General features: G+C 72.4%; 14 protein-coding genes. All 14 read right to left on the reverse strand.

Annotated features, from left to right (window positions below; translation table 11 throughout):
* Nucleotides 1-972 (reverse strand): carbohydrate ABC transporter permease, encoded by a 972-nt coding sequence (locus tag IC607_RS00720; RefSeq protein ID WP_370525931.1) that lies wholly within the window; start codon nt 970-972, stop codon nt 1-3.
* 102 nt (nt 973-1,074) lie between these two features.
* The gene (locus tag IC607_RS00725) at nt 1,075-2,346 is read right to left on the reverse strand and encodes an extracellular solute-binding protein (RefSeq protein ID WP_191785085.1); all 1,272 of its coding nucleotides are present in this window, start codon (nt 2,344-2,346) and stop codon (nt 1,075-1,077) included.
* A gap of 138 nt (nt 2,347-2,484) precedes the next feature.
* Nucleotides 2,485-3,501, reverse strand: a complete 1,017-nt coding sequence (locus tag IC607_RS00730) for a LacI family DNA-binding transcriptional regulator (protein WP_191785086.1) — start codon at nt 3,499-3,501, stop codon at nt 2,485-2,487.
* Between the two features lie 315 nt (nt 3,502-3,816).
* Nucleotides 3,817-5,325 (reverse strand): L-arabinose isomerase, encoded by a 1,509-nt coding sequence (araA, locus tag IC607_RS00735; protein WP_191785087.1) that lies wholly within the window; start codon nt 5,323-5,325, stop codon nt 3,817-3,819.
* Nucleotides 5,322-6,059: an L-ribulose-5-phosphate 4-epimerase gene (locus IC607_RS00740; RefSeq protein ID WP_191785088.1), complete on the reverse strand. Its 738-nt coding sequence runs from the start codon at nt 6,057-6,059 to the stop codon at nt 5,322-5,324. The genes araA and IC607_RS00740 overlap by 4 nt, the downstream gene beginning before the upstream one ends.
* A 16-nt stretch (nt 6,060-6,075) precedes the next feature.
* On the reverse strand, nt 6,076-7,689 hold the full coding sequence (locus IC607_RS00745; protein WP_191785089.1) for a xylulokinase: 1,614 nt from the start codon (nt 7,687-7,689) through the stop codon (nt 6,076-6,078).
* A 155-nt stretch (nt 7,690-7,844) separates the two neighbouring features.
* The gene (locus tag IC607_RS00750; RefSeq protein ID WP_191785090.1) at nt 7,845-8,831 is read right to left on the reverse strand and encodes a LacI family DNA-binding transcriptional regulator; all 987 of its coding nucleotides are present in this window, start codon (nt 8,829-8,831) and stop codon (nt 7,845-7,847) included.
* A 32-nt stretch (nt 8,832-8,863) separates the two neighbouring features.
* Nucleotides 8,864-9,709, reverse strand: a complete 846-nt coding sequence (gene proC / locus IC607_RS00755) for a pyrroline-5-carboxylate reductase (RefSeq protein WP_191785091.1) — start codon at nt 9,707-9,709, stop codon at nt 8,864-8,866.
* A 175-nt stretch (nt 9,710-9,884) separates the two neighbouring features.
* Entirely contained in the window at nt 9,885-12,242 is a 2,358-nt protein-coding gene (locus IC607_RS00760) for an HlyD family efflux transporter periplasmic adaptor subunit (protein ID WP_191785092.1), read from the reverse strand.
* A complete protein-coding gene (locus IC607_RS00765) occupies nt 12,235-13,266 on the reverse strand; it encodes a DUF5666 domain-containing protein (RefSeq protein ID WP_191785093.1) in 1,032 nt (343 codons plus the stop codon). Before IC607_RS00765 ends, IC607_RS00760 begins: the two co-directional genes overlap by 8 nt.
* A 53-nt stretch (nt 13,267-13,319) precedes the next feature.
* Nucleotides 13,320-14,552, reverse strand: a complete 1,233-nt coding sequence (locus IC607_RS00770) for an ABC transporter permease (RefSeq protein WP_191785094.1) — start codon at nt 14,550-14,552, stop codon at nt 13,320-13,322.
* Nucleotides 14,549-15,289, reverse strand: coding sequence for an ABC transporter ATP-binding protein (locus tag IC607_RS00775; RefSeq protein ID WP_225224278.1), 741 nt, complete (start codon nt 15,287-15,289; stop codon nt 14,549-14,551). Before IC607_RS00775 ends, IC607_RS00770 begins: the two co-directional genes overlap by 4 nt.
* Entirely contained in the window at nt 15,282-16,541 is a 1,260-nt protein-coding gene (locus IC607_RS00780) for an efflux RND transporter periplasmic adaptor subunit (RefSeq protein WP_370525932.1), read from the reverse strand. Before IC607_RS00780 ends, IC607_RS00775 begins: the two co-directional genes overlap by 8 nt.
* A gap of 151 nt (nt 16,542-16,692) precedes the next feature.
* Entirely contained in the window at nt 16,693-18,228 is a 1,536-nt protein-coding gene (locus IC607_RS00785) for a methyltransferase (protein WP_191785096.1), read from the reverse strand.
* Nucleotides 18,229-18,285: the final 57 nt, after the last annotated feature.

Consider the following 18,285-nt stretch of genomic DNA (forward strand, 5'->3'; position numbering starts at 1 on the left):
TCAGTCCTCCTGACGGCGCTGGACGACGAGGTAGACGATGCCCATGACCAGCGCCACGAGCAGCAGGATCGAGCCGACCGCGGACGCCTCGGAGTACTTGATGGTTGCGGACGTGCCCTTGCCGAAGGCCATCGCGTACGCCCACGTCGCCAGGGTCTGGGACTTGCCCGTGCCCTGCGTCATGATCCAGATGATGTCCACGACCTTGAGCGTGTAGACGAAGCCCAGCAGCAGCGTGATCGCGGAGACCGGCTTGAGCAGCGGGAAGGTGATCGACCAGAACTGCCGCCAGGCACCGGCACCGTCCAGCGAGGCCGCCTCGTACATCTCCGTCGGGATGTTCTGCAGCCCCGAGTAGAGGATCACCAGGTTGAACGGGATGCCGAGCCAGATGTTGGCGATGATGACCGCGGTCAGCGAGTGGTCGGCACTGAGCCACCACACCGGGTCGATCCCGAAGACCCCGAGGAAGCGGTTGATGATGCCCGAGTCGGCGTCCATCATCCACTGCCACGTGGTGGCCGAGACGATGATCGGCAGCAGCCACGGGACCAGGAACAGCCCGCGCAGCACCGCCGAGAGCGGGAACGCCCGACGGAAGAACACCGCGAGCCCGAGCCCGAACGAGTACTGGAAGAGCAGCGAGGCGACGACGAAGACGGTCGTCTGCCACACGATCGTCCAGAACTGCGACGAGCCGATCACCTCGCGGTAGATGTCCAGGCCGACGAACGGCGCCTCGCCGGTCACGTACGTCGCGCGCGTGTACCGGTGCAGGCTCATCGAGACGTTCTCGTACAGCGGGTAGGCGTAGAACACGACCAGGTAGACGAGCAGGGGTGCCGCGAAGGCGAGGCCTGCCCAGGTCGTCGGCTGGACGCGCCTCCGCCGCCGCTGCGGCTCGGGTCGCCCCGCGGCCGCCGCCACCGCGGCATCCGCCGTCGGCACGGGTGCTGGAGTCTGGATTCCCACGAGTGTCACCGTTCGTCGTTCCTTGCCTGTGCGGCGTGTGCCGGCTGGCGGCGGCCCGGGCTGAGGCGCCCGGGCCGCCGGTCAGCGCTGGTCAGCGCTGGGTCAGCTCTGCGCCGCCTGCGTGAAGGCGTCCTTGACCTTGGCCGAGTCGCCGGCCGCGTTCAGCGCGCCCTGCAGGGCCGTGGAGAGCTGGGCGGACGCCGCGGTGTAGTCGGCACCGAGCTCCGAGGTGCGGCCCTGGGCGGCCTCGATGGCCGACGCCCACGGGGCCCACACCGGGTCGGCCGCGATCTGCTTGGCGCGCTCGTCCTTGTTGGCCGCGAAGTAACCGAGCATGCCGGCCGTCTTGACCTGGTTCTCCGCGCCGACGAGGCAGTCGATGACCTTCTTCGCGTTGGCGTAGTGCGCGTCCGCGTCGTCCTTCTGCAGCGGGGCCAGGACGAACTCACCGCCGGTCGGGACCGGGGCGGCGCCGCCGTCCTTGCCCGGGAGCGCCATCGCGACGGCCTTGAAGTCCGTCAGCTTGGCCGCGGCCTGCGCGAACCACGAGCCGTTCTCCGCGAACGCGTAGTCGCCCGTCAGGAACAGGTCCCACGACGCCGACTGGTTGTCCGTGGCGGCCGACTTGGGTGCGTAGCCCTTGCCGATCCAGTCGGAGACCAGCTGACCGGCGGCGACGGCCTGGTCGGAGCCGATGTCCTTGAGGTCGGCGCCCGCGCCCCAGAACCACGGCTGGAACTGGAAGACGCCCTCCTCGCCGGCGATGCCGGAGAACGTGATGCCCTTGTGGCCGGCCTTGGTGACCTTCTCGAGCGCCGCGTTGAGCGTGTCCCAGCTGGTGATGCTCGCCGGGTCGACGCCCGCGTCCTTGAGGATGTCCTCGTTGTAGTACAGCCCGAGCGTGTTGGCGCCGATCGGGACGCCGTACGTCGTGCCGTCCACCGTGCCGGGGCCGGCCAGGTTGGCGTCGAAGCCGCTCGTGTCGATGCCGACCTCGTCGGCCGGGGCGAGCAGGCCCGCCGACGCGGCGTCCGGGACGGCCGGGTTGTCGAGCAGGATCACGTCGGGCGCGTTGCCCGCCTTGACTGCGGTGGTGAGGTTGTTGAGCAGGTCGGCCGTGGCGGCCGACGTGCGCTTGACCGTCACGCCCGACGGCGCGCAGCTCTGGACGTAGGTGGCCCAGTCGGAGCTGTCGTCGTACTGGGGGTACGGGTCCCAGATGTTCAGCGTGGTGAGCGTCTTGCCGCCGGCGGACGCGCCGTCGGAGCTGCTGGGAGTGGCGTCGTCGTCGCTGCTGCAGGCGGCGAGCGTGGTGGCGAGGGCTGCGGCGGCGGTGAGGCTCAGGATCCGCAGGGTGCGCTGGGTGGTGAACACAGGTGGTTCCTCTCTGAATCTGCTGTGTCGGGACTTCTTCGTCGGGCAACTTCTGGGTGGGTCGTGAAACGGAGCAGGACTGGTCCGAACGGGTGGCGAACCGGTTCGAAAGCCGGACGTCGTCCAGGACCGCCGCCGTTACCTGCGGGGGTGCTGGGTGCTCCCCCTGTCGGTGAGGACGGGTGGGACGAACCGGACGACGGGTGCGCCCGCGTCCGGGGACCTGGTGATGCGGCGGACCAGCTGGGTCACGGCGCTGCGGCCCAGCACGTCGGCCGCCGACTCGACCGCCGTGAACGGCAGCGAGAACTCCTCGCCGAAGTCGCGCGAGTAGAGGCTGACGACGCTCAGGTCGGTGGGGACGTCCACGCCGCGCTCGCGCAGGATGGCGGGCAGCGCGGCGATCGTCGCGTCGTTGTGCACGACGAGCGCCGTGGCCTTCGGGTGCGCGTCCAGGATCGCGTCGACGCTGTGCCGGATGGCCGGCTGGCGCGACTCGCCGTAGTACGGGTGGATCTGCAGGCCGTAGCGCGCCGCACGCTCGATGGCGCTGTCGCGGAACCGCCAGACGTACGAGCCGCCGCGCTCGACCACGTGGTGCGGCGGGCAGATCAGGACGATCTCGCGGTGGCCGAGCTCCTGCAGGTGGTCGACGAGGATGCGGGCCGCCTCGCCGAAGTCCAGGTCGATGACGTCGAGCCCGGCCGTGTCGCGCGGGAGCCCGATAAGGGCGGCGGGCTTGCGGGTGGCACGCAGCGCGTCGAGCCGCGGGTCCTGGGCCGTGACGTCCAGCAGCACGATGCCGTCGACCATGTCGGAGTCGGCGATGCGGCGGATGCCGCGCGGACCGTCGGGGTCGGTGACCATGAGGATGTCGTAGCCCTCCTCGCGGGCGGCCTCCGACACCGGCAGGACGTACTGGAGCATGGCGGGCGCGAACTCGTCGGGGTGGAACTGCAGCAGCAGCCCCAGCACCATCGTCTGCGCCGTCTTGAGCGCCCGGGCGCCGGCGTTGGGCGTGAAGCCGAGCTCGTTGATCGCCGCCTCGATCCGGGTGCGGGTCTCGTCGGAGATCGCCCGCTTGCCGGACAGCGCGTACGACACCGTGCTGCGGGAGACCCCCGCCTGCTTGGCGACGTCGCCGATCGTGCTCATTGTTTCCGCCTCATCGTCGAACCGGTTCGAAAGCCGTGCTTCAGGTGATCTCAGGATCAGTGGGGGCTCTCGTAGACTGATGTTAGCGCTAACAGCGCACTCGTCAACCCCCTGTACGGACTCGGACGCCACCGATGCCACACCGTGACCACCCCCGCACCCCGAGCCACCCGCCCCTCCCGTCCCATCTCCAACGAGTTCGAGGCTTGCACGCGACTTCGAGCCCAGGAACGGTCGAAGTCGCACGCAAGCCTCGAACTCACGGGCGCGCGGATACGGGCCGCGCGCGCGGGCGCAGGACGTGTGCTGGTGGGGTCAGAAGCCCTGGGCCAGGCGGTGGTAGGCCTGGTTCCAGCGGATCTGGTCGCGGAAGCCGCGGGCCGTGGTGCTCTCGTCGATGACCAGCAGCTCGGAGCGGGTCAGGTCGGCGAAGATCTCGAACGCGTCCACACCGGCCGCCGTGGACAGCACGGTGTGGTGCGCGCCGCCGGCGGTGAGCCAGGCCTCCGCGCTCGTCGGGAAGTCCGGGCGCGGCTTCCACACGGCCCGCGCGACGGGCAGGTTCGGCAGCGCCGCACGCGGCGGGACGATGTCGACGACGTTGGCCGTCAGGCGGAAGCGTTCGCGCATGTCGGCCAGCGAGACGACGACGCCCACGCCAGGATCGGCGTCGAACACCATGCGCACCGGATCCTCCTTGCCGCCGATGCCCAGCGGGTGGATCTCGACGCGTGGGGTGGACGTGGTCAGCGACGGACAGATCTCGAGCATGTGGGCGCCCAGGATCACCTCGTCGCCCGGCGTCAGGTCGTAGGTGTAGTCCTCCATGAGCGAGGCGCCGCCGGGCAGGCCGGCGCCCATCACCTTGGCGGCGCGCACCAGGACGGCCGTCTTCCAGTCGCCCTCGGCGCCGAACCCGTAGCCCGCCGACATCAGGCGCTGCACGGCCAGGCCGGGCAGCTGGCGCAGGTCGCCCAGGTCCTCGAAGTTCGTCGTGAAGGCCTTCGCGCCCAGGTCGCCCAGCAGCGCGAGCAGCGCGACCTCCTGACGGGCGGCGTAGCGCAGCGACTCGTGCCGGTCGCCGCCGGCCCGCAGCTCGGGCACCACGTCGTAGAGGTCCTCGTACTCCTTGACCAGCACGTCGACCTCGGCGTCGGAGACCTGCGCGATGGCCGCGACCAGGTCGTTGACGCCCCACGTGTTCACCGAGACGCCGAACCGCACCTCGGCCTCGGTCTTGTCGCCCTCGGTGACCGCGACGTTGCGCATGTTGTCGCCGAACCGGGCCAGCCGCAGCGAGCGCGTCGCCGTCAGGCCCGCAGACGCCCGCACCCACGTGCCGACGCGCGCGGTCACCGCGGGGTTGCTCACGTGGCCGGCCACCGTGGTCCGGGCGACGCCCATGCGCGAGGCGATGTAGGCGTACTCGCGGTCGCCGTGCGCGGCCTGGTTGAGGTTCATGAAGTCGAAGTCGATGTCCGCCCACGGCAGCTCGACGTTGGCCTGCGTGTGCAGGTGCAGCAGCGGCTTGTCGAGCGCGGACAGGCCCGCGATCCACATCTTGGCCGGGCTGAACGTGTGCATCCACGTGATGACGCCCAGCACGCGGTCGTCCGCGTTGGCGTCCAGCATGGCGCGGCGGATCGAGTCGGAGTCCTTCAGGACGGGCTTCCAGACGATGCTCACCGGCACGTCGGACGAGGCGTCGAGCGCGCGCGCGACCTCCTGCGACTGCTCCGCCACCTGGCGCAGCGTCTCCTCGCCGTACAGGTCCTGGCTGCCGGTGAAGAACCAGACCTCACGGTCGGCGTACGGCTTGCTCACGCGTGCTCCTCCTTGGTCGCCGGGGCGTCGTCGCCCAGGCTCGATGACTGTCCGTAGACGTTCTGGTACCTCGCGTACAGCGAGTCGACGTGGTGCTGCGCGATGGGCAGCGGGTCCCCGAGCTGGCGGGAGATGTGCACGGTCCGCGCGACCTCCTCGACCATCACCGCAGCCTTGACCGCCGCCTTCGCGTCGGCGCCGATGGTGAACGGGCCGTGGTTGCGCATGAGCACGGCGGGGCTGCGCGACGAGCGCAGGGTCTCGACGATGCCGCGGCCGATGGAGTCGTCGCCGATCAGCGCGAACGGCCCGATCGGGATGTCGCCGCCGAACTCGTCGGCCATCATCGTCAGCACGCACGGTACGGGCTCCGCGCGCGCGGCCCACGCGGTCGCGTACGTCGAGTGCGTGTGCACCACGCCGCCCACCTCGGGCATGTGCCGGTACACGTAGGCGTGCGCGGCCGTGTCGCTCGAGGGTGCTCGCGTCCCGTCGACGAGGTTGCCGTCCAGGTCGCACACGACCATCGACTCGGGCGTCAGCTCGTCGTACGTCACGCCCGACGGCTTGATGACGAACAGGTCGGTCCCGGCCACGCGCTGCGAGACGTTGCCGGCCGTCCACACCACCAGGCCCCAGCGGGGCAGCTCGGCGTGCAGGCGCGCGACGACGTCACGGGTCCGCGCGACCTCGTCGCGCAGGTGCTCGGGAATCCCTGCTGTCTCAAGACTCATCACGATGCACTTTCCCTCAGACCGCGTCCGTGGCGGCGCGCTCGACGACGAGACCGTCGGCGTACCGCTCGAGGAACGTGGTGAAACCCTTGGCGTCAGCGGCATCCGGCTCCACGACGTCGAGCCGCGCGCCCGCGAAGACGCGGTCGGTCAGGTAGGTGCCCAGATCGACCTCGTCGGCCGCCGCCAGGTACCCGGCCAGCACGGCCATCCCCCACGGCCCGCCCTCCCCCGCCGCGCTGCCGACGGCGACGGGCGCCCCGAGCGCCGCGGCGAGCAGGCGCTGGGCCGGCCCGGCCGTGCGGAACAGGCCGCCGTGCGCGAACATCGCGTCCACCTCGACACCCTCGTCCGTCAGCACGCGCATGCCCAGGCTGAGCGTCGCGAACGCGGAGAACACCTGCGCGCGCACGAAGTTGGCGAGCGTCAGGCGGCTGTCGGGCGTGCGCACGACGAGCGGGCGCCCGTGCTCGAGGCCCGTGATCGGCTCGCCGGACAGGTAGTTGTAGGCCAGCAGGCCGCCCGCGTCGGGCTCGCCGTCGAGCGCGGCGTGCAGGAGCGCGCCGAAGACGTCGTCGGGCGACGCCGTGGACCCGACCGCCGCCGCCAGCTCGCCGAAAACCCCCGCCCACTCGCCCAGCTCGCTGGCACCGTTGTTGCAGTGCACCATCGCGACGAGGTCGCCCGCGGGCGTCGTGACCAGGTCCAGCTCCTCGTGCACGCCGCCGAGCGGCTTCTCGAGCACGACCATCGCGAAGATGCTGGTCCCGACGCTGACGTTGGCTGTGCGCGGCGCCACCGACGCGGTCGCGACCATGCCCGTTCCCGCGTCGCCCTCGGGCGGGCACGTCGGCACCCCTGCGCGCAGGGTTCCGCTGGGATCCAGCAGCGCGGCACCCTCGTCGGTCAGCGTGCCGGCGTCCTGGCCTGCGACGAGCACCTGTGGCAGAAGGCCGGACAGGCTCAGACCGGGGCGGGCACGCCCGACGAGGTCATCGGCGGTCGCCAGCCGGGCGGCGTCGTAGGTCCGCGTCGCGGGGTCGACGGGGAAGACGCCCGACGCGTCACCGACGCCCAGCACGTCGCGGCCCGTGAGCCGCCGATGGACGTAGCCGGCGAGCGTCGTGATCGACGCGATCCGGTCGACGTGCTCCTCGTCGTCCAGCACCGCCTGGTAGAGGTGGGCCACCGACCAACGCAAGGGGATGTTGTACGTGAGCGCGTCGCTCAGCTCCGCGGCCGCCCGGCCCGTGCTGGTGTTGCGCCAGGTGCGGAACGGCACCAGCAGCTCGCCGGCGGCGTCGAAGGCCAGGTAGCCGTGCATCATCGCGGACACGCCCATGGCCGCGAACGTCGTCGGCCGCACGCCGTACCGGCGCTCGCAGTCGTCGAGCAGGTCCGCGACGCACGCCTGCAGCCCCGACCACACGTCGTCGAGCGCGTACGTCCAGCGCCCGTCCACGAGCTGGTTCTCCCAGGTGTGGCTGCCCGATGCGAGGGGGCGCGCCCCCGGCCCGACGAGCGCGGCCTTGATCCGCGTCGAGCCCAGCTCGATGCCGAGCACCGCTCCCCCGTCGGCGACCATAGTCCGATCGTCGGACACGGCGGTCCGGTCCTGCTCCTGGCTCATCGCGCCCCTTCGCACGTCACGTCCGGGACATCAGTGTCCCGTGGCTCGAATGTTAGCGCTAACACGTGGGGCTTGTACATCGCCTCCACGGGATTCCGAGCTTTCGGCGCGTCAGACGCACGAGTTCCTCGGAATCCTCCGGTGGGCCGCGGTGATCAGGCGCGGACGGAGCTCGCGCGGACCACGAGCTCGGGCGGGAGCAGACGGTGCTCCACGCTCTCGCCGTCGATCAGGTCCTTGAGGATCGTGATCGCCATGCGGCCCAGCTTGCCGAAGTCCTGCCGGACGGTCGTCAGCGGCGGCGTGTAGTGGGCAGCCCCGGTCTCGTCGTCGAACCCGACGAGCGCGACGTCCTGCCCCACGCGGACGCCCGCCTCCCAGAAGGCGTGCTCCAGGCCCAGGGCCAGCTGGTCGTTGGCCGCGAAGATCGCCGACGGCACACCCTCGGCGACGAGCATGCGACCCAGCGCGTAGCCGTCGTCGGCGCGCCAGCCGGACACCAGCGGCGACGCGGTCTCGATGCCCGCGGCCGCGCACTCGTCGCGCCAGCCGGCCAGGCGGTCGCGCGCGTCGAACCAGTCCTGCGGACCGGCGACGTGCAGGACGGAGTCGTGCCCCTGTTCCAGCAGGTGGCGCGTCGCCAACCGTGCGCCCATGCGCTGGTCGACGCCGACGAGGTGCACGTGGCCGCTGGTCGGCACGTCCGGGGCCGACGAGATCATCACGACCGGGACCGGCGAGTCGATGCCCGCCACCGCGCGCGCCACCTCGGCGGTCGGGGCGATGACGACGATGCCGTCGACGCCCTGGTCCAGGAAGTGCTCGACGGCGGTGCGCATCGACTTGCCGTCGAACGTCCGCACGGTCGCGACCGAGACGTACCAGCCGGCCTCGCGCGCAGCCTCCTCGAAGCCGACGAGCGTGCTGGTCGGCCCGTACAGCGCGGTGGCCGGCGTGACGACGCCGAGCGTGTCCGAGCGTCGCGTCACGAGCGCCCGGGCGGCGCTGTTGCGGCGGTAGCCGAGCGTCGCGATCGCCTCGAGGACCCGCTCGCGCGTCTCCTCGCGCACGCTGGGGTGCCCGTTCAGCACCCGGGACACGGTCTGGTGGGAGACGCCCGCGTGCTGCGCGACGTCGCTCATGGCCGGGGGCCGCGCCGCGGCGTTCATCGTCGTCAGCCCGCGTACTGCGAGCCGAGCTCGCGCGATCGGTCCGCGGCGGCCACCGCGGCGGCGACGACGCCGGCACGCACCCCGTGCGCGTCGAGCTCGCGCACCGCGGCCACCGTGGTCCCGCCCGGGGAGGAGACGCGTTCGCGCAGGATCGCCGGGTGCTCGCCCTGGACCGCGAGCGCCCCCGAGCCCTCGACCGTCGCGGCTGCCAGGCGCGTCGCGAGGTCGCGCGGCAGGCCCAGCAGCACCCCGGCCTCGGCCATCGCGTCGATCAGGTAGAAGGCGTAGGCCGGGCCGGAGCCCGAGATGGCCGTGACCGCGTCGAGGTCCTTCTCCGCGACCCGCACCACCAGACCGGTGGACGCCAGGATCTTCTCGACGAGCACCAGGTGGCCGTCGGTCGCGGACGAGCCCGCCGCGATCGCGGACGCGCCCTTGCCCACGACGGCCGGAGTGTTGGGCATGACCCGCACGACCGGCGTCCCGGCGGGCAGGCGCTGCTCGTAGAACGACAGCGGCAGCCCCGCCGCCACGCTCACGACGAGGGTGCCGCCGCGCAGGCTCGGCGCGATCTCGTCGAGCACGGCGCCGACGACCTGCGGCTTCACCGCGATGAGGACGACGTCGGCACGTGCCGCGGCCGCTGCGTTGCCCGCTCCCGTGCGCACCGAGTACCGTCCGGCGAGCTCGTCGGCGCGAACACGCGAGTGCTCGGTGACCTCGACGTTCTCCGCCGACCAGTCGGACGCCAGGAGCGCAGCCAGCAGCGTCTCCCCCATCACGCCACCGCCGAGCACCGCCACGTCCGCGTCCGTGGAACTGCCGGTGGAATCCTGCTGCTCGCTCATCGTCGTGCGCCCTCTCGGATCCTTGCGTCGCGCCGCGTGCATGGTGCCGCCCGCGGCGTGCGACGACGCCGTCGCGAGCCTAGCGACAACCGGCACCCGAACCCCGCAACGTCCGAGCAAGCGGTCGCTATGGCAGCCACGTGCTCGGACGTTGCAGGTGGGTGGGCTCAACGGGTCAGCGGTTGCCGCCACCGCCGAAGTTGCCGCCACCGAAGTTGCCGCCTCCGGGCGGGCCACCCTGGAAGCTGCCGGCGCCGCGCTGCTGGTCGGACGAGCCGCCCAGGCCCGACAGGCCGCCCGACGAGCTGTCGTCGCCCGACTCCATCGGCTCCTTCAGGTCGGCGAGGACCACCTTCTGCCCCTGCGTCAGGCCCTTGGTGATCTCGGTCAGCTCGCTGCCGACCGCCCCGCGGGTCACGTCGACCGACTTCACGCTGTCGCCGGACAGCACCTGCACCGACGCCTGCGACCCGTCCATGTGGACCGCGGAGGTGGGGACCGTCAGCACCTTCGCGCCGCCGGCCACCTCGATCCGCACCTGCGCGGACGAGCCGTCGTAGAGCTGCGTGTCGGTGTCGACCTCGAGGTCCACCGCGTACGACGGGGTCGAGCTGCTGGTCGAGACGTTCGTGACACCCATGCTGGACACGGTGCCCGTGAGCGCCTCGTCGGTGCTGCGGACCGTCACGGCGGCCGACTGCCCCACCTTGACCACGTCGATCGAGCCGAGCGGGACGGTGGTGCTCACGGTGTACCCCGTGCCGCCGACGACGGTGATCACCGCCGTCGTCGAGCCGGCCTGCACCGAGTCGCCCTTGGCGAGGTCCACGGCGGCGACCGTGCCCGAGATCGGGCTCGTCAGCGTCACCAGCGCGAGCTGGCTCTTCGCGATGTCGACGTCCTGCTCGGCCACGTCGATCGCGGCCCGGTCGGCCACGATGTCCGCCGCGGACGCGACCTTGGCGGTCTCGCCCCCGCCGCCTGTCCCGCCGGTGCCGGTCCCGCCGGTGCCGCCGGTGCCGCTCCCGCCGGTGCCGCCGTTGCCCGTGCCGCCGTCGTCCGTGCCGCCGGTCGTGCCGTTCGGTGTACCACCGTTCGGCGTGCCGTTGCCGGTGCCGCCGTCGTCCGTCGTGCCGGGCTTGCCGTTCGGCGTGCCGCCGTCGGTCGTCCCGCCGTCCGTCGAGCCGCCGTTCTTGCCGCCGGTCTTGCCGCCGGTCTTGCCGCCCGACGGGTCGGACGACGCGCTGGGCGTCGGTGTCGGTGCCGGGGTCGGCGTCGTGCCGCCGTCGGTCGATCCGCCGTAGTCGGTCGACGCGGCGTCCACCGCGTCGGACAGGGCGCTGACGGCGTCGTCGAGGTCCTTGGCCAGGTCCATGAGCTTGTCCTGGCCCGCGCCGACGTCCTGCTGCGCGTCGAGGGTGTCGTCGATCGCCCGCTGGCAGGTGGCCAGGGCGTCCGCGACGGTGCTGTCCTTCGCGGCCGTGATCGTGACCTTGGTCGACGAGACCGTGCTACCGGCGCTCACGAGCTGCAGCGCATCCTCGCCGGTCCCGACGCTGCTCGGGATGACGACGCCGACGGTGAACGAGCCACCGTCCGGCGTCACCTCCGCGAGCACGGCGCCGGTCGACTTCAGCACGATCTGCACGGGGTCGGATCCGGAGACGCCCGACGCGCTCACCTTGACGGCGGAGCCCGCGGCCGCGGTGCCCGGCGTGATGGTCAGGACGTCACCGGTCGACGATGCCTGCGAGGTGTCGGTGACCGCGAGGAACGCCTTGCAGGCCGCCGCCTCGGAGTCGACCGCGTCGCCGCTGGCGGTCAGCTGCTTGGTGACTGCCGTGTACTGCGTGAGCAGCGCGTCCTGGGCCTTCTCGACCGCCGCGAGGGCGTCGTCGACGTCGTCGCTGCTGGTCGTGGTCGTCGTCGCTGCCGTGGTTGCCGCCGCCGTCGTCGTCGGCGTGGTCGAGGCCGACGCCGTGTAGACGGCCGAGGAGACCGTCGGGGTCGTCGACGCGCGCAGGACCCCGTCGGAGATCGTCGCGGCCTGCATCGACGACGCCGACGTGGCCGTGGCCGCGGTCGACGTCGTGCTGCTCGTCGTGCTCGTCGTCGACGTCTGCGAGTCCAGGTCGTCCTGGAGCTGCTGCTCGGCGTCCGCCAGGTCGGCCTCGGCCGCGTCGACGTCCGCCTGTAGGTCGCTCTTGTCGAGGGTCGCGAGGGTGTCGCCCGCGTCGACCTTGTCGCCGACCTCGACGTCGACCTTCTTGACCGTGCCGGCCACGGCGAAGGCCGCGTCCCGGCGGGCGGCCGACGAGACGGTGCCGACCGCGTCGACCCGCTGCGTGACCGAGCCGAGCGATGCCGTGGCCGTGCGGTACCGGTCACCCTCGCTGCGGCCGGCCGCGAGCGCGACACCGCCGCCGACGAGGGTCGCAAGGACGACCGCGACAGCCGTGATGATCGCGAAGCGGCGACGACGCGAGCGACGCCGGGCCGCCGCCTTCGACGCCGGGCGGGTGGAGTCACGCATTGCTGCCGCCCTGCGTCCCGTCCTGCTGGTCGCGGCCCTGGCCGTTGCCCTGCCCGCCGTTACCGCCGCGGCCGCCGCCGAAGCCGCCGAAGCCGGTGGTGCAGCTGCCGTCGGTCGGCTGGGAGATGGTCACGCGCGTGGCCGCGACGGCGCCCTTGGTGTCGGCCTTGCCGTTGACCTGGACGCACGCGTCGACCTTGAGCGACTTGGCGGTCGACTTCGCGGTCGTCGTGAATGTGGTCGAGGAGTCGACGGTCACCGTCTTGCTCTCGGTGGTGGCGTCGCCGCCGTCGGTGCTGGGCGTCACCGCGTCGACCGTGATCGTGTCGCCGGACACCGCGGTGACCTTGCCGGACGTGAAGCCTCCGAACCCGCCGCGGCCGCCGCCGGGCATGCCCGTGGCGCCGTCGGTCGGACGGGGCATGTCGGTCGGCATGTCGGTCGGCATCCCACCGGGCTGCTCACCGTTCTGGCCGCCGTTGCCGCCGCGGAACCCGCCGCCGAACCCGCCGCCGGCGGCGCACGTGCCGTCGTCGCCCGCGGCGGTGATCGCCACGGTGCGCGCGGCCGTGCTCGCGCTGTCGTCGGACGACGCCGACGCGCTCGCGTCGTCACCGGGGGCGCCGCCCGTCTGGCCCGTGATCGCGACGACGCACGAGCCGACCTTGACGTCGTCGAGCGAGCCCGTCGACGTCGCGGAGAACGTGGTGTCGCTGCTCCAGGTGACGGTCGTCTGGCCGTCGTCGTCGCGCACCTGCATGGTCTTGTCGCCCACCTGCGCGACGGTGCCGCTGGTGCCGCCGCCCTGCTGGCCGCCGCCCTGACCGCCCTGGCCCTGCTGTCCGCCCTGGGCCTGCTGGTCGTTGTTCTGGTTCTCGCCGGAGGCTGCGGCGGGGGCGTCGGAGCCGTCCGACGAACCCGACGAGCAGCCGGCGAGGACGAGCGCTGCCGCGGCGAGCGGGACGCACAGCGCGAGCGTGCGACGGGTGGCCCGGCGCTGCGGGCGGGTGTTCAACGTGGACATCGTGATGCTCCTCGACGAGTCGTCGGTGGTGGAAGGGGTGGATGCGCGCGCGGTCACTCGGACCTCAGCGCGTCGATGGGGGTCAGGCGCGCGGCCCGCGTCGCGGGGTACACGCCGAAGACGAGCCCGATGCCGACGGCCACGACGACCGAGCCGGCCACGGCCGCACCGGACACGACGATCGACGTGTCGAGCAGGCCGGGCAGCACGTGCGCCGCGAGGATCCCGAGCGCGGCGCCGATGACTCCGCCCGCCAGGCCGAGCACGGACGCCTCGACCAGGAACTGTCGGCGGATCGCCCACGGCGGGGCGCCGAGCGCCTTGCGCAGACCGATCTCCCGGGTCCGCTCGGTGACGGACACGAGCATGATGTTCATGACGCCGATGCCGCCGACCAGCAGGGACAGTCCGGCGATGCCCGTGAGCAGCACGGTCAGCGTCCGGTAGACCGCGGTGGCCGTGGAGACCAACGCGTCCTGCGAGCTGACGGTGAAGTCGGCCGAGTCGGCGTCGGTGATGCCGTGCAGGTTGAGCAGGAGGTTGGTGACCTCCTGGTTGGCCGCCGACAGCTGGTCGGTGGACGCCGCCTGCACGTAGATCGTGGACACCGAGTTGCGGGAGAACCCGCCGACGAGCTCCTCGGACGCCGTCGACAGCGGCACGAGGGCCACGTCGTCGAGGTCGTCGGACCCGCTGGCGCCCTGCGCCGCGAGCACGCCGATCACCTGGTAGTCGTCGTCGTTGATCGTGATGCTCTGCCCGACGACGCGCGTCGTCCCGAACAGCTCCGTGGCCGTCTCCGACCCCAGGACGACGACCTTGGACCGGTCCGTGTCGTCGGCGTCGGTGAGGAACGAGCCGGTCTCGAGCGTCCGGGAGCGGACGTCGAGCCAGTCCGGCGTCGTGCCCGTCACCGACGTGGTCCAGTTGGTGTCGTTGGCCTCCAGGCTCAGCGACGTCGTCTTCTCGGGGGCCACGGCGCCGACGTCGGGCGCGTTGGTCGTCGAGCCGAGGGCCTCCGCGTCGGACCGCGTCAGCGTCGCAGCGGAGCCGAAGCCGCCGCGCACGCCGTCGGTGCCGGTGCTCGAGCCGGGCGTGACGATGAGCAGGTTGGAGCCGAGCGAGCTGATCTGCGCGCTGACGTCCTTCTGCGTGCCCAGGCCCAGGCCGACGGTGAGGATCACCGCGGCGATGCCGATGAGGATGCCCAGCACGGTCAGGGCCGAGCGCAGGCCGTGGGACCGGACGGCCGACCAGCCCGTCCGGAGGGTCTCGAGCCAGCTCACCGGTCGATCACCTCGTCGGACTGGATGAGGCCGTCGCGGACCCACACGATGCGGCGCGCGTGCTGCGCGACCTCGAGCTCGTGCGTGATCAGCACGATCGTGCGGCCCTGCGCGTGCAGCTCGTCGAGCAGGCCCAGGACCTCGTCGGTGGACGCCGAGTCCAGGTTGCCCGTGGGCTCGTCGGCCAGCAGGAGGGCCGGCTCCCCGACGAGCGCACGGGCGACCGCGACGCGCTGCTGCTGCCCACCGGACAGCTCGCCCGGCCGGTTGGCCGTGCGGTCGCCGAGGCCGACGCGCTGGAGCGCGGCGACCGCCCGGTCGCGCCGGACCGCCACGGGCACCTCGCGGTACATGAGCGGGAGCTCGACGTTGCGCTGCGAGGACAGCGACGGCAGCAGGTGGAACTGCTGGAAGACGAAGCCGATGCGCTGGTTGCGGATCTGCGCCAGGTCGACCTCGTCGAGCTGCTCGATGTCCTCGCCGGCCAGGCGGTACTCGCCCTCCGTGAGCGTGTCGAGGCAGCCGATGATGTTCATGAGCGTCGACTTGCCGGACCCGGACGGGCCCATGACGGCGACGTACTCGCCCTGCTCGATCCGCAGGTCGATGCCGCGCAGCGCCTCGAACTCGATGCTGCCGGTGCGGTACGTCTTGCGGGCGCCGACGAGCTCGATGACGGGGACGTCGTCCGGCTGCGGGGCCGGCTCCATGGTGAACGTCGGGAACAGGTCAGCCATTGCGGCCACCGCCCTGGTAGCCGCCCTGGCCGCCACCCGAGAACCCACCCGGGAAGCCGCCCTCGGGGATGTTCCCGCCGCCGGGCAGCTCGCCGCCGCCGAACCCGCCGTAGCCGCCCTGGCCACGCTGGCCCGACTGCCCGTTGCCGCTTCCGGGCGTGAACGTCGCCAGCACCACCGAGTCGCCCTCGGACAGGCCGGAGGTGATCTCGACGAGGTTGCCGGACGTCTCGCCGGTCTTGACGGTGACCTTCTTCTGCGTGCCGTCGCCTGCCTGCGTGGTGACCGTGCTCGTGTCGCCGCTGGTGGTCACGGCCAGAGCAGGGACGGTGAGCACGTCGGCGCGGCGCTGGTAGATGATCGAGACGTCGACGCTCGTGCCGTCGTGCAGCGTGGTCGTGTCGCCCGTGATGGCGACGACGACCGGGTACGACGCCACACCGGACGTGCTGGTCGAGACGAGCCCGACCGACGAGACGGTGCCGTACAGGGTGTCCGTGAGGTCGTCGGACGTCAGCTCGACCTGGTCGCCGGCGGCGACGTTCGCGACGTCGGTCTCGCTGACCGTCGTCTCGACCTGCCAGGCGCCCGTGCCGACGATGGTGAAGGGAGCCGTGCTGGAGGACGTCGCGCTCGACGAGCTCGTCTGACCGCCGCTCTGAGCGCCGCCGCCCGCGCTCGCGCCGCCCGCCGACGAGCCCGAGCCCGACGAGCTGCTCGAGCCGGAGCTCGAGACGACGTCGCCGACCTCCAGGTCGGCCGTCGTGACCAGGCCGGCGACGGGCGCCTTCAGCACCGCGTCGTCGACCGCGTCCTTCGCGTCGTCGACGGCTGACTGTGCCACGTCGACCTGCGCCTGCGCGGCGGCGATCTGCGCGTCGGAGGAGTCCGAGCCGTCGGCGGCGTCGTCGAGGTCGTCGAGCTTCGCCCGGGCCTGCGCGAGCGTCGACTTCGCGTCCAGGACGTCGGCGTCGAGGTTCATGGTGTCCACGGCGGCCAGCTTCTGGCCCTTCTTCACCGTGTCACCGGCGGCGACGTAGACCTTGGTGACGGTGCCGGAGACCGCGAAGCTCACGTCCTCGTCCACCGTGGGCTCGAGGGTCCCGGTACCGGTGACGGTCTTCTGCATCGTCGTCAGGCTCGCCTCGACCGTCCGCGTCGTCGGCCCCTGGGCCTGCGCAGACGTGGGGTCGCGCCACCACAGCCACCAGGCTCCGGTGGCGACGACCGCCAGGACCACGATTCCTGCCACGACCCGGGCCCAGGGCCGAGTCCTTCTCCAGCGCGCGCGCATGCTCTTCCTCACGGTGTCTTGGGAAACCTCGACGACCGTAGGAAGGCGACCTGGTGAGGTGCTCTCAGGAACCTATGCGCAGCCTATGAATCTGCAGGTCGGAATCGATTCAGGCGGTGGTCAGCAGCCCGTCGCGGACCAGGCCCCGCACGCTCGGCAGCACGTCGGCGGCGACGTCGTCGGCCGCCACCCCGAGGAGCGCGGCCAGCGCGCCGACGATCTGGCCGACCGAGAGGTCGCCATCGCACGCGCCGACGAGGCCCGCGAGCGCCGTGCCGGCCTGCACCGCGCGGCCGAACCCGCCGCCCTGGCGCAGCAGCACCACCTGCGGGTCGACGGCACCCGGGGTCAGGTAGCGCTCCTCGGTGACGTCCGGGGCGACGACGAGGCGGGCGGCGGCCAGCGCGGCGTCGTCGCGCTCCGCGAGCCATGCGTGCGCGTCCAGGGCGGCTGCGATGGCCGGACCCAACGGCTGCTGGACCGTGCCCGTGACCTCCTCGAGCCGGCGCAGGGTGACGGCTCCGGTGGGCTTGCGCAACGTGACGATGCCGAAGCCGACAGACTCGACGTCACGCGACGCGAAGTCGTCGAGCCACGCGCCGTACCGCGCGCGCCACGCGTCGGGCTCTCGCTCGGGCGTCGTGCCACCGTCGCGGATCCACGTCTCGGCGTACTGCGCCGGGTCCTGCAGCTCGCGCTGCACCACCCAGCCGTCCAGGCCGGACTCGTCGAGCCACTGCCCGACGCGCTCGTCCCACGACTCGCCGCGGCGGACCTCCCAGTTGCCCAGCAGCTGCGCGACGCCGCCGGGCGCGAGCACGGCCCCGACCCCCGTGATCAGCTCGCGCACGATGGCGTCGCCGGACCGGCCGCCGTCGCGGTACTCGTAGGCGGGCACGTCGGCGGAACGCGGCGTGATGACGAACGGCGGGTTGCTGACCACCAGGTCGAAGGCCTCACCCACCGCGGGCTCCAGCATCGACCCCAGCCGCAGGTCCAGCGTGGCCCCCGCCAGCGCGGCGTTGAACCGCGCGAAGTCCAGCGCCCGCTGCGAGATGTCGGTGGCGACGACGTGCCGCGCGTGCCGCGAGGCGTGCAGGGCCTGGATGCCGCAGCCCGTCCCTAGGTCGAGCACGCGTCCCACCTGCGGACGGATCGTGACCTGCGCCAACGTCGTCGACGCTCCCCCCACGCCCAGGACGTGGTCGGTGCGCAGCGCGCTCCCCGTGGCCAGCTCGCCCAGGTCGGACGCGATCCACCAGTCCACCTCGCCCTGCTCGCCCGACGGCCCGTCGACCTGGCCGTCGAGCGCCGCGTACGGGCGCAGGTCGACGAGCGCGCGCACGTCGTCGCCGTCCGACTCCACCAACCCCAGCTGTTCCGCGCCGTCGACCCCCAGCGTCGGAAGCGCCTCGTCGAGGTCCGCGACGTCGACCGTGGCGCCCAGCAGGAACGCGCCGACGAGCGCGGCGAGCGGGTCGTTCGACTCGGCGAGCGCCCGGCGCGCCGGCACCGACTCCTCGCGGTGCAGCGCGTCGGCCGCCATCGGGCCGATCAGCTCCTCGACGCCGACGACGGAGAACCCGGTCGTCGCGAGGTCGTCACGGAGCCGGTCGACGAGGGTGGGATCGGGCTGCGGCGTCATGCGGCCATTGTCCGGGACGCGCGCCGTGTCCGACAGGTGGACGCCCGAGCCCGGGCT

The organism is Cellulomonas sp. JH27-2 (assembly GCF_014837175.1).
Taxonomy (GTDB): domain Bacteria; phylum Actinomycetota; class Actinomycetes; order Actinomycetales; family Cellulomonadaceae; genus Cellulomonas.